Raw genomic sequence first — 14,551 nt, forward strand, 5'->3', positions numbered from 1 at the left:
GAGACCAAGTGGGTGAGCTCGAGGGCCATGTACTCGGCCTCGCTCTCCACGCCGACCGGTTGGGGCGGACTCAAGCTGACCCGCATCGCCGGGTTGAACCCTTGGCTGTAGCCGACCGGGATGGCGGCTCGCTTCAGGGCCCGATGAATCAGGGTCGCCAGATCGAGATGACTTAAAAAAGCGGCTTCGCCCAATTTGGTGAATCGGGCGCGAATCCTTTGCTCTATCGGACGGGCCTCGAACTTCCGAGGCACGGCCGGGGGGCTCGCAAGGCTTTGCTCGGGCTCGTTTTTGAGACGACGCCCGCGCGTGGAGAAGGCTTGGACCTTCTCCTCCCCGGGGAGATACCGGTAGTTGACGTTGAGGGTCTTGCGGAAATCGCAGACCCCGCAGTCGCTGCACTTGTCGGTCGAACAGTCCTCAATGAACGCCAAGTCGTGCGTGGCTTCCAGTTCTTCCCATAGAAAATCTTTCTTCAGGTCGATGAAGAGGTGATCCCAGGGCAGCACTTCCTCGCGGGGGCGCCTCCGGGTCACGTAAAAGTCGGGATCGAGGCCGGTCTCGGCGAAGGCCTGTTGCCAAGCCGGGAAATTCAGCTTCTCGTTCCATTCGTCGAAGCGGCAGCCGAGCTCGTAGGCCCGGACCAGGGTGTGGGCCAGCCGGCGGTCGCCCCGGCTGAAGACGCCCTCGAGGTAGCTCATGGTCAGGCCATGGGTCTTGAACTTGATGCCGGAAACCCGCAAATTTTGCCGCAGCAATTCGTGCTTGGCCTCGACCTCGGCCATCGAGAGCTGGGGCTCCCATTGGAAGGGCGTGAAGGGCTTGGGCACGAAGGAGGAGCAGCCGACGTGGATCTCGGCCCGGCGGGTGTAGCGCCGGCCGATCGCCAGGGCTTCCTTGGCTTCCTCGGCGATGCCGAGCAAATCTTCCTCGGTCTCCAGCGGCAGGCCGCACATGTAGTAAAACTTGATCAGCCGCCAGTCTTCGCGAAAGACGTTGTCGACCGCCTTCATCAGATCCTCGCGGGCATTGCCCTTGTTGATGATCTGGCGCATCCGCGGCGTGCCGGCTTCGGGCGCCATGGTGAAGCCGCTCTTCCGCACCCGTTTGACCTGCTGGATCACTTCCGGCGTCAGGGTCTCGGTTCGGGTCGCCGGCAGCGAGATCGAAACCCGATCCTGCTCGTAGCGGTCGAAGAGCTCGTTCAAAAGCGGATTGAGGCAGTCGTAGTCGCCGACCGAGAGCGAGAGCAGCGAAACCTCCTCGTGGCCGGTGGCCTTCAAGGATTGCTCGACGATGTCCTTCACCGTGTCGGGCGAACGCTGGCGCTCCGGCCGGTAGATATAGCCGGCCTGGCAGAAGCGGCAGCCGCGGACGCAGCCGCGCTGGACCTCGACGCCGACCCGGTCGTGGATGACGTTGATATTCGGCACCACCGGCGCCCGCGGATAGGGCGCCCGGTCCAAGTCGGTGACGGTGGCCTTGTAGACGCCCGTCATCTCGGGAACCTTGGAACGAACTTCTCGGATCGTCCCGTCCTCGCGGTACTCGACCTCGAAGAGGCTGGGGACGTAGACGCCGCGGGCCGTGGCCATCCGCTCCAGCAGGGCTTCGCGGCTCTCGGCGCTTTCCTTGTACTCCAAAATTTGACGCGCCAGCGCGAGGATCAGCTCTTCGCCGTCACCGACCACCACCGCGTCAAAAAAATCGGCCACCGGCTCGGGGTTGAAGGCGCAGCTTCCTCCGCCGACCACGACCGGATCGCCCTTGCGGCGGTCCTTCTGCCAAAGCGGAACCCCGCCTCGGTCGAGGGTGGTGAGGATATTGGTGTAGACCAGCTCATAAGGCAGGGTGATCCCGATCAAGTCGAAATCACTCAGCGGGGTCTTCGATTCCAGCGAGAAGAGCGGCACCTTGTGCCGCTTCAAGGCCGCTTCCATGTCGGTCCAGGGCGTGTAAACCCGCTCGGCCCAAATCTCGGGATCGCGGTTCAGGATGTCGTAAAGGATCTTCAGACCGACATGGCTCTCGCCCATCTCATAGACGTCGGGAAAGACCAGGGCGACCCGGAGGCGAACCTGCGCGGGATCCTTGCGCACCGAGTTGACCTCGTTGCCCAAATAGCGGCCCGGCTTCTCGACTTCGGAGAGGAGACGCTGCCATTGGTCTGTGGATAAACCCGTCGCGGCCATAAGAGCCAACCTTATAGTCGGAAAGGCGAACGGGAGTCAAATGGGCAAAAAATAGAGTGATTTCGTGCGACTAAGGCAAGGTGTCCACAATCTTCTTGGCCCGGGCCTCGTCGAATTTCTGCTTCACCCGGCGGGCGTTTTCCCGAGCCTGGTCGAGGTGGCGTAGAGTCGCCTCGCGATCGCCCTTGGCCGCGATTTTTTCGGCGATCTGAAGCTCCAGCTCGATCCCATTGAGCAAGGCGGTGTCGAGGACCCGCTGGGCTCGAGCCTCGTCGAAGCTCACCTTGCCCTGCTTGGCCAGCTCGCGGCCGGCATTGAGCGGAACGACGGTATCGTCGACCTTGCCCAAATCAGCCGAGTTCTCGGCTTGGCTGAAGCGCCATTCGACCGCGGCGTCATAGGCCTGGGTCAGGATTTGGGCGACGCTGGTCTCCTGAGCCGGACTGAGCGTCGAGCCGACCAAGGCCGCATTGATCCGAGCCTGGTCGATGAAAGCCCGGACCTTGCTGATGCTTCCATCCTTCTTCACTTGGTCGACCTGTTTGGAAGCCCGCTTGAGCAGGACATCGACCGAGTTTTGCAAGGCCAGCAGCTCGATCAGATCGGCCCGCTGGGACTCGGCCTTGGTCAAGCTCCGCCCCACTTGGGCGCGACAATCCTTGGCCAGCTGGAGGTAGGCCCGGGCTTGCTCGACTTCGCCCAAGTCGGCCTTGTCTTCGGCCAACGGGAGGTAGAAGTCGGGGGCGTTCCTCAGCGCTTCGCGCTCGGCCGAGCTGCGACGGAACTTTTGTTTGGTGCTCAGCGCCTTATTGCCGAGCACCGCCGCCTGATCGACGTCCTTTAAATAAAGCCGGGTAAGCTCGACGTCGCCAGCCTTGGCCGCGGTTTCGGCCTCGGCCAGGTTCCGATCGACCGAGCTCTGATGAGTTTCGACCTCGAGATCGCCGAGCTTCTTCTCCTCGGCTTGGGTCAAGGTCTGGCCGGCCCGGTCGGCATACTCCCGAACCTTGTCCCGCGCTCCCTGGAAGCGCGCCAGCTCGCCGCTCTTGGCCGCGGTCTCGGCCTCCTTCCACTTGAGCGAAAGCGCCTTGGTGTAACCGACGGTCTCGAGCTGGACAATGACGTCGGCGGTCAAGGCCAAGCCCTGGGCCTTGGCTTGATCCAGCGTGAGATTGAGCCGGCCGAGGATCTCGCGGCCGGCGCTGACCGCGTCCTGCATTTGGACGATCTCGCCATTGGAGGAGGCCAGCATGGCCCGGGCCACCACCAAGCGCAGCTCGGCGACCAAGGATTTCTCGATCAAATTGGCCGCCCGGGTCTCGCTGAAAGGCAGCTTGGCATCGGCGGCGGCGGTCCGGGCCTTGCGGAGCCGCTCCTGAACTTGGGGGGTGTCGCCTTGGGCGGCCAAGCTTTGGGCTTGGCCCATCGCCTCGAGGTAGCGGCTGGCCGGCGAGAGCCGCAAACCTTGCAGGCTCTTGACGCCCAAGGCTTGGAGGGCGGCCTTGGCATCGGCTCCGCCGGAGCTCACCGTCTTGCCGGCTCCGTCGACGATTTGATCCTGGGTCGTCTTGGCGCCCTTGACCGGCTCGTTGTAGACGCCGTCGCCGTTGTCGATCACCTTGATGGGTCCGAGAGTGAAATCGCTCATCGTGGCCTCCTACTGCAGGGGACGACCGACGTAGATCGGCGTCTCGAGAACGGTGTTGTAGGAGTGACGTCCGGTCCAGCCCTGGCCGGTGCCGGCGCCAGTCTTGGCGTCGACGGTGATGAGCACGGTGCCGTAGCCGAAGCCGGTGCCGCCTTCACGGCTGTCGTCGCCGTGGGGATAAGAGGTCGAATCGGCGAGCCGAAGCAGGTAGCCGCCGTCGACCGCTTCGGGCTTGGCCACCAGGATGCCCATGTGGCCGGTGGCGTTGGAAGGGTACCAATCCGGCGTCGGCCAGGCGATCACGTCGCCGGGCTCGGCGTCGGCGATCTTGGCGATCCGCCGCCAGCCGGCGCTGGGCTGGTTGGCCGGGATCGCTTTCAGCGCCTTGACGTACTCGATGACCCGGGGCCGCTCGGCTTTCAGCTCGGCGAAGGCCGTCGGCGCCGAGCGTTCCAGGATCCAATTGACCATCCCCGAGCAGTCGAACTCGAAGATCCCCTTTTTCAGGTCGACCTTGGTGTTGGCGTTGTAGACCGAGGTCTTGAGCTTCTGGTCGATCAAGGCGACGTCGGCCAGCACCTTGTCGGCGGCGGTCGTCAGCTTTCTGAGCGGAGCGCCGAAAAGCCTCAGCAGCGGCCAGGCGCCGAGCGGGGCCAGCGGCGAAACCATCGCCGAAGCCGATGCCGGGATAAAATGAAAGGAAGTGGTGGCGACGCGAGCCGCCGAGCCGAAGAACGGCTCGGCCCGCAGCGCCGATGGAAAAAATCCCTTAAGGCCGGGAATCGCCTCAATGTGCCCCATGGCCGTGCCCTTTAAGACGGTTACCCTTGTCCCTTCAAGACTTCATCGAACCCCGAATCCAAAAGTTGCCGTTTAATCGGTCTCGACCCTATGCTGAGAATTCTCGGTGAACAATGAAGCGGCTCTTATTCAGCTTGGTGGCCCTTTTCCTGGTTTTCAGCTCGGCAAGAGCCGACACGGAAATCCGCGGCGACCACGTTCAAATCCGGCTGGTCCCGCTGCCGCCGCTTTCGGATCGATCGCCGGCCTTCGGCATCGAATTTCGGATCGATCCCGACTGGCACATCTATTGGCGAAATCCCGGCGATTCCGGGGCCGCCCCCAAATTCAAAGTCGAGGCGAAGGGCGGCCAGGTCCGCGGGCCGGAGTGGCCGGCGCCGGAGCGAATTCCTTACGGCACCCTGACCAACTACGGTTACAATCGCCGCGTCCTCTTTCCCTTCCAAGCCCAGCTCAATCCCGGAAGCGACGAGCTCGACTTGACGATCGGCCTCGAGTGGCTGGTCTGCAAGGTCGATTGCATCCCGGGCTTCGGAAAATTGGCGACGGTCCTGCGGCCGGATGCCGCGGTGCCGGCGCCGGCGGCCGACCCGGCCCATCCCCTGCCGCAAGCCGACGCCGGCTGGAGCTTGGGCCGCCGCTCCGACGGCGGAAATAGCGCCCGCTTCGAGCTGCGCAACGCCAAGGTCGACCTGAAAAATTTGCGCGAGGTCGATCTGTTTCCGCTCAACGGCGAGCTCTTCGCGACCCGAGCGCCGAGTTTTCAAATCGACGGCGAAGCTCTGCGGGTCGAGATCGCCTGGGCCGCCAACGCCAAGCGCGACACCGCTCCCATCGATTTCCTGCTCAGCTACCGCGAAGGCGATAAGCCGCGCCAAGCCACGATCTTGACGGCCGGCCCGGCGCCGGCCGCCGAGCGCAGCCTGGCTCAGGCCCTGCTCTTTGCCCTGCTCGGCGGCCTATTGCTCAACCTCATGCCCTGCGTTTTTCCGGTGCTTTCGATCAAGGCCTTGAGCTTGGCTCGCGAGGCCCATGACCGGCGAGCCTTGCGTCATGCCGGCTTGAGCTACGGCGCCGGAGTTTTGCTCGCCTTCGGACTGCTCGGCGGCCTCCTGCTCCTGCTCCGGGCCGGCGGCCAAGCCTTGGGCTGGGGCTTTCAACTGCAATCGCCGCTCTTCGTTTTCGCGATGGCCCTGCTCTTCTTCGCCATCGGCCTCAATTTTTTGGAATTCTTCGAGCTCGGGAACTCCTGGGCCCGCTGGGCCGGTCGGCTCCAAGGCCGGGATTCGCGGCGCTCGGCCTTCGGCACCGGCCTGCTCGCGACCCTGATCGCGACGCCTTGCACCGCTCCCTTCATGGGCAGCGCCCTCGGCTTTTCGCTATTGCTGCCGAGCTGGCAAGCCCTGCTCATCTTCCTGGCCCTGGGCTTGGGCATGGCCCTGCCGCTGCTCGGGCTTTGTTATTTCCCTTGGTGGACGCGGCATCTGCCCAAACCCGGCCCCTGGATGCAGCGGCTTCGAGAGTTTTTCGCTTTCCCGATGTTCCTGACCGCGGTCTGGCTGGGCTGGGTCTTGGTTCGCCAGGCCGGAAACGAGGCCGCCTTGGCCTTGGGCGCAGCGGCGGTCGGCCTGGCCTTGGCGCTGTGGATTTTCCGTTGGGGCGAGGGCCGCTGGGGATTTCGGATCGTCGGCGCCCTTTTCTTGGCGGCGAGCCTGATTTTGCCGGCGATCGCTCTCCGCTCGGGCAGCGAACGCCGGGCCATGGCCGAAAGCTCCCCTTGGCTGCCCTTCCAGGAGAACAGCCTCCGCGAGGCCGCGGCTCAAGGCCGGCCGGTCTTCGTCGACTTCACCGCCTCCTGGTGCATCACCTGCCAATGGAACAAAAAAACCGTATTGGAAAAAACCGAAACCTTGAAGCTCTTCCGGGACCACGGTCTCCTGCTGCTGCGGGCCGATTGGACCGACCAGGATCCGGTCATCACCCGCGCCTTGGCGGCCCAGGGCCGCAATTCGGTCCCGCTCTACCTGTTCCAAAATGAAAAAGGCGAAGTGAAACTTCTGCCCGAATTATTGTCTTTCTCGGATCTGCAAAACCTTTTCAAGGAGCCTCCATTATGAAAACCCTGCTAGCCCTCTTCGCCCTCCTCTTGAGCCCTTCCCTCAGCCTTGCCGAGGCGGTGGTCGGTCAAGCAGCCCCGGCCTTTCAAGTCAAGGACGCCGGCGGAAAGGATCAATCTCTGCAAGCCTACGCCGGCCAGTGGCTGGTCTTGGAATGGTACAACAAGGATTGCCCTTACGTGAAAAAGCACTATGGCAGCGGCAACATGCAAAGCCTGCAGAAGGCCTACACCGCCAAAGGCGTGAAGTGGTTGACGGTGATTTCCTCGGCTCCGGGGAAGCAAGGATATTTGGAGCCGGCCCAGGCCTTGGCGAACGCCCAAGCCGCCGGCTCTTCCGCCACCGCGATCTTGATCGACTCGAGCGGGACGATGGGCCAAGCCTACGGCGCCAAGACCACTCCCCACATGTACGTCATCGATCCAAAAGGCCAGCTGGTCTATGCCGGGGCGATCGACGACAACAACTCGGCCGATCCGGCGGTGATTCCGGCCTCCAAGAATTACGTCTCGGCGGCGCTCGACGCCGCGATGGCCGGCCGGCCGGTGGCGGTCGCCAGCTCCCAGCCCTATGGCTGCAGCGTCAAATACTAGGCAGATAAACCTTGAAGCAGGCGCCTCGGCGCGGCGCCGGATCGAGCCAGGCTTTGCCGCCCAAGCGCTCGGCGGTTTTTTTCACGATCGCCAGGCCCATGCCGCTGCCCGGGACCCCGCGGTGGCTGCGGAAGAAGGGGGCGAAGATTTGGTCGCGGAGCTCGGGAGCCACGCCCGGGCCCTCGTCGGAGACGGTGAGCTCGACGCCGCCCGGTCGCCGCGTGCAGTCCAAATGAATTTTGCCCTGAGGGCAAAACTTCGCGGCGTTCTGCAAGAGGTTGAGCAAGATATGGCGCAGTCCCTTGGCCGAGGAATGGAGGGGCGGCCACCGCTCCGGAGTCACCAGGCGACTCGGCAAGGTCGGATCGCTCCCGGCCAATTGCAGCAGAACCTCGTCGAGCACCTTCGCCACCTCGACCGGGCCCCGATCCCGGAGCACCCAGCCGACCTTGATGTAGTTCAAGATGTCCTCGATCAAGCCCAGCATCTGGTCGGCATTGGCCTCGATGCGGCGGAGGAAGTTCCGGCTCTTCTCCTGGTCGCTCTCCTCCTCGAGCAGGTCGGCGAAGCCTCGGATCGAGATCAGCGGAGCTTTGAGGTCGTGGGACATGGCTCCGACCAGGAACTGCATCTCCTCGTTCAAGGCCGCGACCTCCCGGGTTTTGGCGTCGAGCAGCCGCATCCCCTCGACATAATGCTTGAACAGCTGAACCCCCATCGAGAGGATGAAAACGGCGAAGCCGAATTCGGCCAAATAAAAGAAGGAGTAGACCTTGGTGACGATCATGATGTCGTTGATCAAGGAAAGGACGAAGATCGAGAAACCCAGCGGAAGCGCCACTCCCTCGAGATGCTGGCGGTAATAGCGGATCCAGGCGACGGCCAGGTAAAACAAGTTGGGGATCACCCAAAGCAGATAGAGAAAAAAGACCGGTCCGGGCTCCGCTTCCAAAACTCGGGTCGAATGGGAGCCCAGGGAGAAGACGGTGACGCTCGGAGCGTTTTTGAAGAACATTCCCTCGATGAAAATAAAAGGGGCGAAGAGCAAGCTGAGCCAGGGAACTATTCGGAAGAAATAAATCCGGTGAATGTGAAGCGACAGCGAGGTGAAGAGCACGAAAGTGATGAAGGCCGGCAGGGTCGCGGCGATCTGGAGCTGGCACCAAAAAAGCGATTCGGCCAAACCCGGGCTGGAATAGAGCCAGAAGGTCCCAAAGGAGCAGACTGCCAACCCCAGCGAGGTCAGGCCGAAAAAGAGGTAGCGAGAGCGCTCCTCGCGGCCCAAGGGCAAGATCCGGGAAAAGCCCAGATAGACGATGCCGTTCCAGAGGAAAAGGGTGCAGAAGACCAGCGAGGGCAAAGAGACCTTGCGAATTGTTTCGGGCAACCAACCCACCGATGCCAGCATGCCAGCGAAAGCTGTTTTAGTCGAACCATATCGCTTGCACCGCCAAGACGCCGAGCCCCCCGATCATGAGCAGGCCGGCCAAGGGCGCGGTGGCCGGCGTCACCAGCAGGGCCGAGCCCATCATCAAGCTCGAACCGAGCATGCCGAGCCCGGCCGAGACCATTCGGTGATGGCGGACTTGATCGGGGATGCCTTCGCCCCGGGCCGCCTGCCAAAAGGCGATGAAGCTCAAGCTGAATCCGACCGCATTGCCGGCAAGGTTCAAAGTCCGCATCCCCCACCGCATCGTTCGCGGCAAGCGGGTCAAGCCCATCAGGGCGTCATTTTGGGCCCGAACCGCCGAGAGGCCGGCGGCCTGACCGAGCAAGTGGCGCGAATACCAGATTCCACCGGCGCCGGCCGCGGCGTCGAGCGCCCCAAAGAAGCCGTGGGAAGGTCGGAACTCGCCGGTTCGGGAAAAACGCGCCATTTCGAGGCCCAGCCGGAGCAAGCCGGCCGACATCTGGAAAGCGCCGCTAGCCAAGTGTATCCGATGGTTGCCCCGCAGCCAGGCCAAGGCCGCCACCTCCTCGCCGGCTTTCAAGCTTCGCAAACCTCGATTGTAAAAATGGGTTTGGACCAAGCCGCCGGCCAAGCCGAGGCTGTCGGAGACAACCGCCGCCCGCTGGCTCGGTGAGTGCGAGGAGTCTCGCCAAAACGCCGGATCGAGCAGGGTTCGGCCGTTGATGCCCAAGCGAAGCAGGGCCGGAACTTGGAGCCCGTAGCCGGCGGCCGTTTGGAGACCGCTGCCGGAACGGCGCAGCTCCTGGGAGGAAGCGGCGGCTTCCGGCCGCAGCGCCGGCGGAACGAAGAGCCTTTGCAGCGAGCGCCCGCCCAGCCCTTCGCTTCGATACCAGCGTTGGGCGTTTTCCAGCGCAAAGGCCGGATGGCCCGGCGCCTCGCGGTAGAGACCGAGGTTGACCCGATATTGGCCGGCGGAGCTGAGATAAAGGAGCGGGATTTGGAGGGCCGCGGCGATCTCGCGGCCCCAGAGATGCCGGTTGTAGCCGGCTTCGACCGAGGAGCTCATACATTCCTTTCCACCAAGCGCGAGTGGATGAGAGGTGATGGGCGTCTCGGCAGGTCTCCTGGCTCGTGGCTGGCTCGCCGCGCTTGCCTTCCCGTTCCATCCTGGAACAGTGACTAGCGCGCGGCGGCTTGGACCACTCACAGTGGCGCGTCCGCGCCGGAATTGCACCGGCTTCCCTTAGGCCGAGACGCGTTCTTAACGATGCTTTCGGCAACTAAACAAAATTGTTGTGGGTTACCCGTAGGGGCGACCCTTGCGGTCGCCCGCATGCACGGTGCATGGGGGCAGGCGCAAGGCCTGCCCCTACACTATATCACGTCCGCGACCAAGTCGTAGTCGTGGGCTTCGACGATCTCGACCTCGAGAAATTCGCCGGGCCGGGCCGAATCGCCGGAAAGATAGGTCACGCCGTCGATTTCCGGCGCTTGGCTGTAGAGCCGGCCCTCGAAGACCAAATCGCTTTCCTCGGAAGGCCCTTCGCAGAGGGCTTTGAGCCGCTTGCCGACCAAGGCCCGATGCTTCTTGAGCGAAATGTCGCGCTGCAGTTCCATCAACCGGGCCAAGCGCTCCTGCTTGAGCTCTTCCGGGAGCTGATCGGGCAGCGTCGCCGCCGCCGTGTCCTCCTCCTGCGAATAGGCAAAGACGCCGACCCGGTCGAATTCCTGCTCGCGAAGGAAAGCATAGAGCTCCTCGAACTCGGCGTCGGTCTCGCCGGGATAGCCGACGATGAAGGTGCTGCGCAGGGCCAGGTCGGGCATCGCTTTCTTCAGTTTGTCCAGGACCTGCCGGACGTAGCGGCCGGGCGAGCCGCGCTTCATCGAGCGCAGGATCCGCTCGTTGATGTGCTGCAAGGGCATGTCGACGTAGCGGACGACGTGCTCGGCCTGGCTCAAGGCCCCGATCAGCCGGTCGCCGAACTCCAAGGGATACATGTAGAGCGGCCGCAGCCAAAAGTCGCCGGGGATGGCGTCGAGGCGGCCGATCAGCTCGGCCAGACTGGAGCCGTCGCGCAGGTCCTTGCCGTATTCGTTCAAATCCTGGGCAATGAGGTTGAACTCCTTGACGCCGGTCGCGACCAATTCGCGGACCTCGCGGACGATCGAATCCATCGGCCGGCTCTTCAAATCGCCGCGGATGTGGGGGATCACGCAGAAGGAGCAGCGATGGGAGCAGCCTTCGGAAATTTTCAGGTAGCTGTAGTGCCGGGGCGTCGCCAAGATCCGGGGCAGATCGGGATCGGGCAAAAGCTGGCGGGCGGGCGAAAAATCGGAAAGCTTGAGCTTGGCGATCTCCTCGGGCAAGAGCCGCTCGCCGACTTGGACCCGCTCGGCCGAGCCGCCCAGCTTGGCCTTCAACATCGGGCCGAGCCGGTCGAACTCGCCCAAGCCGACGAAGAGATCGACCTCGGGCATCTCCTGGGCCATCTCCCGGCCGTAGCGCTGGCTCAAGCAGCCGGTGGCCACCACCACTTGGCAACGGCCTTCCTCTTTATAGCGCGAGGCATCGAAGAGCTTTCCGATCGACTCGCGCTTGGAATCCTCGACGAAGCCGCAGGTGTTGACCACGATCACCTCGGCCTCTTCGGGCTGGGTGGTGAAAGTGAAGCCGTCGGCCTTCAGGCCACCGAGCATCAGCTCGGCATCGACCAGGTTTTTCGGGCAGCCGAGGGAGATCAGGCAGACTTTTTTGGCCGGGGATTCCATGAGGGGGCTGGCTTAGCATCCTTGAGGGCGGCGGTACAATATGGAAACGAAACCGCGGTCAGGGCCTCAATCGGAGCTTTCCTTGCGGTAAATCAGGTAATGGAGCCGGGGGTTGCCCGCCGCCGGACCAAAACCGCCGGAAACCGGCGATCGCGGGACGTTATAGCGATCTTCGAGCAAGCGCAGGCGGGAGCTGTTCCCCACGACTTGGACCAGGTCTTGGATGTCCTCGCGGACGTCGGACACGATGAAGGCGCTGCCGCCGTTGACCAGCTTGGCGTTGATGGCTTGATCGAGAAAATGGTGCAAGCTCCGGTAGCGCTCGGGCTGGTCCCGCGGCGGGAGATCTCCGGGCTTGAAGGGAAAATAAGCCTCGATGAGGTCGGCGTTGGCCGAACCGTACCAGTCGGCTCGAACGACCGAGCTGTCGGCAATCTCAGAGACGGCCGGCGTCTCATGCAGCATCAAATGCTTCACCATCCGCTCGGTGAGCTCGGCGTTATCCGAATGGCGATCGATGTGAATCACCGAATGGCCTTTTCGGATTAGGTCGAGGGTGCGGAAGGCTTGGCTGTCGCCCAGGACCGCCACCGTCATGCCGCGACGGGGTAATTGATAGAGCCCGTCTTCGTCCATCCGATAAGGGAAATTCGAGGGTCGGGGATAGAAGCCCGGGCCGGCCTTAACGCCGGGAGCCGGAATTCCAACCAAGCCCAAGGTCGCCGGTCCGATTTGAAAGCTTAAGCCGTGGATCGGCAGAGCCACCGAGCTTCGGGCGTCGCCCCGGAGATTTTGAGCGGCGGCGAGCGACTCGCCGGCCAGGGAATAGCCGCCGGCCGGGTTGGACACCACATCGCCGGTCCGCTCCTCGCTGAATTCGCGCTGCTGAGCCAGGGCCGGATAAACCGCCTTGTAGGCCGCCGCGGCGAGGGCATGGCGCTCGGGATTGCCGAAAGCGCTTCGGTCGCCGGTCAAGTCGACGCCGATCCCGATCAAGCCGCTCGACCAGGGGCCCGGCTCGATCAGGGCGATGCCGATCCCGATCTCGCCTTCGTCCGAGAGCGAGACGAGCATTGAATTGCCGTTGAGCCGGTGAGCCGCCATCCCGCTCAAGAAGGGCCGGCCGTGGCGAAAGCGAATTTCGCGGGCATGCTCGGCGACGTCGAGCGAGAGCAGGTTGCAAACCGCGGTTTTCACCGCCACCAAACTGGCCACCCGCGAATAAAAGGCCTCGCTGCGCTCGGCCAAGGGCCGCGAAGCTTGGGGCAACAGAGCCTGCTCTTCGACGGTGAAATAGCTGTCGAGCGAGGCTTGGAAGTTTTCCGGCGAAACGCTCGCCATCTCCTTGAACATCAAAGTGTTCGCGGCCTCGATCGAAACCTCGCCGACTTTGCCATCGAGCAGGATGTCGAATTCGCCGTAGAGTCGTTGGATCATGGCCCGGGTTTGGGACTCGCTCAAGCTCAAGGGCGCGGTCTCGGCGCCGGCCGGCAGCGGAGCGGTCACCGCGGCCCGGCCCTCGGCCAAGGTCCGGCCCCGAGCCTTGGCCTCTTTGCCCAAAGCGACGTAGCCTTGGCCGAACTTGGCCCAGGGAATCTCGATGCTGAAACGTTGGTAGGGATAATCGGCCGGCGCCGGCCGGTTCTCGACCGGGCCCGATTGCCATTCCTTTTGCAGAAGGAGGTCGGCCAGGGCATCGACGTAGCCATTGGCGCTCCGCGCCAAGTAGGCATCGATCGACCAGGTGAAGTTTTTGGTGCGAGCCGGCCGGGCGCTCGGAACCTGGAAGACGGTGAAGCCCGGCAGCGAGCTCAGGACCTCGAGGGCGAAGGCGCTGTCGTCGACCAAGGCGTCGAAAGGCCGCTTGCCGCGCAGCAGGGCCAGAGCCGGATGCTTGAGACGGTTGCCCGAATCGGGATGGCGCCGCAGGGTTTCGACGTAGCTCTCGATCATCGGGTTATTGGGAAAACGGATGTTGCCTTCCTGGGCGGCTCGCAGCGCCTGGACGATATCCTCGCGGGTGTAGATATTGGTCGCTCCCCGGATGTTGCCGATCGTGAGCTCGTCCATCGGCAGCCGGCCGAAGTAGATCATCTTCAAGGCCGGATCCTCGTTGGCCAAGCGCATCAAGCGGCCCGGCATTCCGACCGTCACCATCATGAGATTGCTCTCCTGGCCGAGGCGCAGGCCCAGCTGCAAAGCCCGCATGCCCGGATGAAATTGGATGTGCTGGCGAAAGGCCATGGGCAGGAGCCGCTGCACTCCCTCGAACCAGACCCGCTCGAGGCGGTTCAATCCTTGGCCTTCGCTGGCCAGCAGCGGCTCGTGTTCCAGCGAGCGAGTCGGAGTGTGGAAATACGCGGCCTCGGCGCCTTGGGCCATCACGCTCAGCAGGTCGCGCGGCCCGAAGGCCCAATGCAGGGTGACCTCATCGAAATCGAAGGCCAGGCGGCTGACCCGCTCGGGATAGCGCTGGGCGATTCGATAACCCTGCTGGAAAGCCCGGACATCGAAGCCATCGCCCGGAATGCCAAAGGCGTTCAGCAATCTCTCGACGAAAGCGTCGCTTTCGACGCTGCCCGGTCGCAAGCTGGCGGGGAGCAATTCCCGTAAAACCCGTTCGGCATGCTGTCGATTGAGCCGCTCCGGCGCACTGGAACCTTCGCGGTCGTGGCGAATGCCCATTTTCGGCAGTTGCGGATCGGAGGGACGATTCGACCCGCCGCCGGGACGGCTGCCCACCATCATCATTGGCCCGGTCGGAAACGATCCCATCGCATAGGCCGGAGCCGCCAAGGGCTGAAGACCGATGCCGAGGCTTGGCCGGGGCGAGGCATCCAAAAGCTCGCTTCGCCGGTCCAACTCTCTTTCCCAAGACCGGAAGCGCTCGCCGAAGAGCCGCTGGCTCAGACGGCCGGCCATGTTGAACTGGAGCAAGAGCGCCAAGCTGTCGATCGCGGTGGTGGCTCCGTCCAGCGTCGGCCGAAGCCCGGCCCACTCCTCCATCCGGTGGCCGGCCA

At 63.5% G+C, this 14,551-nt stretch carries 9 protein-coding genes and 1 riboswitch; of the genes, 2 read left to right on the top strand and 7 right to left on the bottom strand.

Going from position 1 to position 14,551, the window contains the following annotated elements; translation table 11 throughout:
* The 3 genes from VJR29_02145 to VJR29_02155 form a co-directional block, all read right to left on the bottom strand.
* Window positions 1-2,192: TIGR03960 family B12-binding radical SAM protein (locus tag VJR29_02145; protein ID HKY62192.1), on the bottom strand; the 2,192-nt coding region annotated here is incomplete at its 3' end.
* A 70-nt stretch (window positions 2,193-2,262) separates the two neighbouring features.
* Entirely contained in the window at window positions 2,263-3,840 is a 1,578-nt protein-coding gene (locus VJR29_02150) for a hypothetical protein (protein ID HKY62193.1), read from the bottom strand.
* A gap of 9 nt (window positions 3,841-3,849) precedes the next feature.
* Complete coding sequence (locus tag VJR29_02155) at window positions 3,850-4,641, bottom strand: hypothetical protein (protein HKY62194.1); 792 nt, start codon at window positions 4,639-4,641, stop codon at window positions 3,850-3,852.
* 113 nt (window positions 4,642-4,754) lie between these two features.
* On the opposite strand from VJR29_02155, the gene VJR29_02160 reads away from it, so the two are divergent.
* Together VJR29_02160 and VJR29_02165 are read left to right on the top strand one after the other, a co-directional pair.
* A complete protein-coding gene (locus VJR29_02160) occupies window positions 4,755-6,758 on the top strand; it encodes a thioredoxin family protein (protein HKY62195.1) in 2,004 nt (667 codons plus the stop codon).
* Window positions 6,755-7,351 carry a thioredoxin family protein gene (locus VJR29_02165; GenBank protein HKY62196.1) on the top strand — a complete coding sequence of 199 codons (597 nt, stop codon included), beginning with the start codon at window positions 6,755-6,757 and terminating at the stop codon, window positions 7,349-7,351. Before VJR29_02160 ends, VJR29_02165 begins: the two co-directional genes overlap by 4 nt.
* Here the strand turns inward: VJR29_02165 and VJR29_02170 are convergent.
* From VJR29_02170 to VJR29_02185, 4 genes are all read right to left on the bottom strand, one after another.
* On the bottom strand, window positions 7,341-8,759 hold the full coding sequence (locus VJR29_02170; protein HKY62197.1) for an ATP-binding protein: 1,419 nt from the start codon (window positions 8,757-8,759) through the stop codon (window positions 7,341-7,343). The two genes, VJR29_02165 and VJR29_02170, sit on opposite strands and share 11 nt — an antisense overlap.
* A gap of 16 nt (window positions 8,760-8,775) precedes the next feature.
* On the bottom strand, window positions 8,776-9,828 hold the full coding sequence (locus tag VJR29_02175; protein ID HKY62198.1) for a hypothetical protein: 1,053 nt from the start codon (window positions 9,826-9,828) through the stop codon (window positions 8,776-8,778).
* Window positions 9,829-9,858: 30 nt separating this feature from the next.
* A riboswitch (cobalamin riboswitch) is annotated at window positions 9,859-10,030 on the bottom strand.
* Between the two features lie 106 nt (window positions 10,031-10,136).
* Window positions 10,137-11,531 (bottom strand): 30S ribosomal protein S12 methylthiotransferase RimO, encoded by a 1,395-nt coding sequence (rimO, locus tag VJR29_02180; protein ID HKY62199.1) that lies wholly within the window; start codon window positions 11,529-11,531, stop codon window positions 10,137-10,139.
* A 66-nt stretch (window positions 11,532-11,597) separates the two neighbouring features.
* The coding region (locus VJR29_02185) for a hypothetical protein (protein HKY62200.1) at window positions 11,598-14,551 on the bottom strand (2,954 nt) is incomplete at its 5' end.

The sequence above is a fragment of the bacterium genome (assembly GCA_035281585.1).
Lineage (GTDB): Bacteria > UBA10199 > UBA10199 > DSSB01 > DSSB01 > DATEDP01.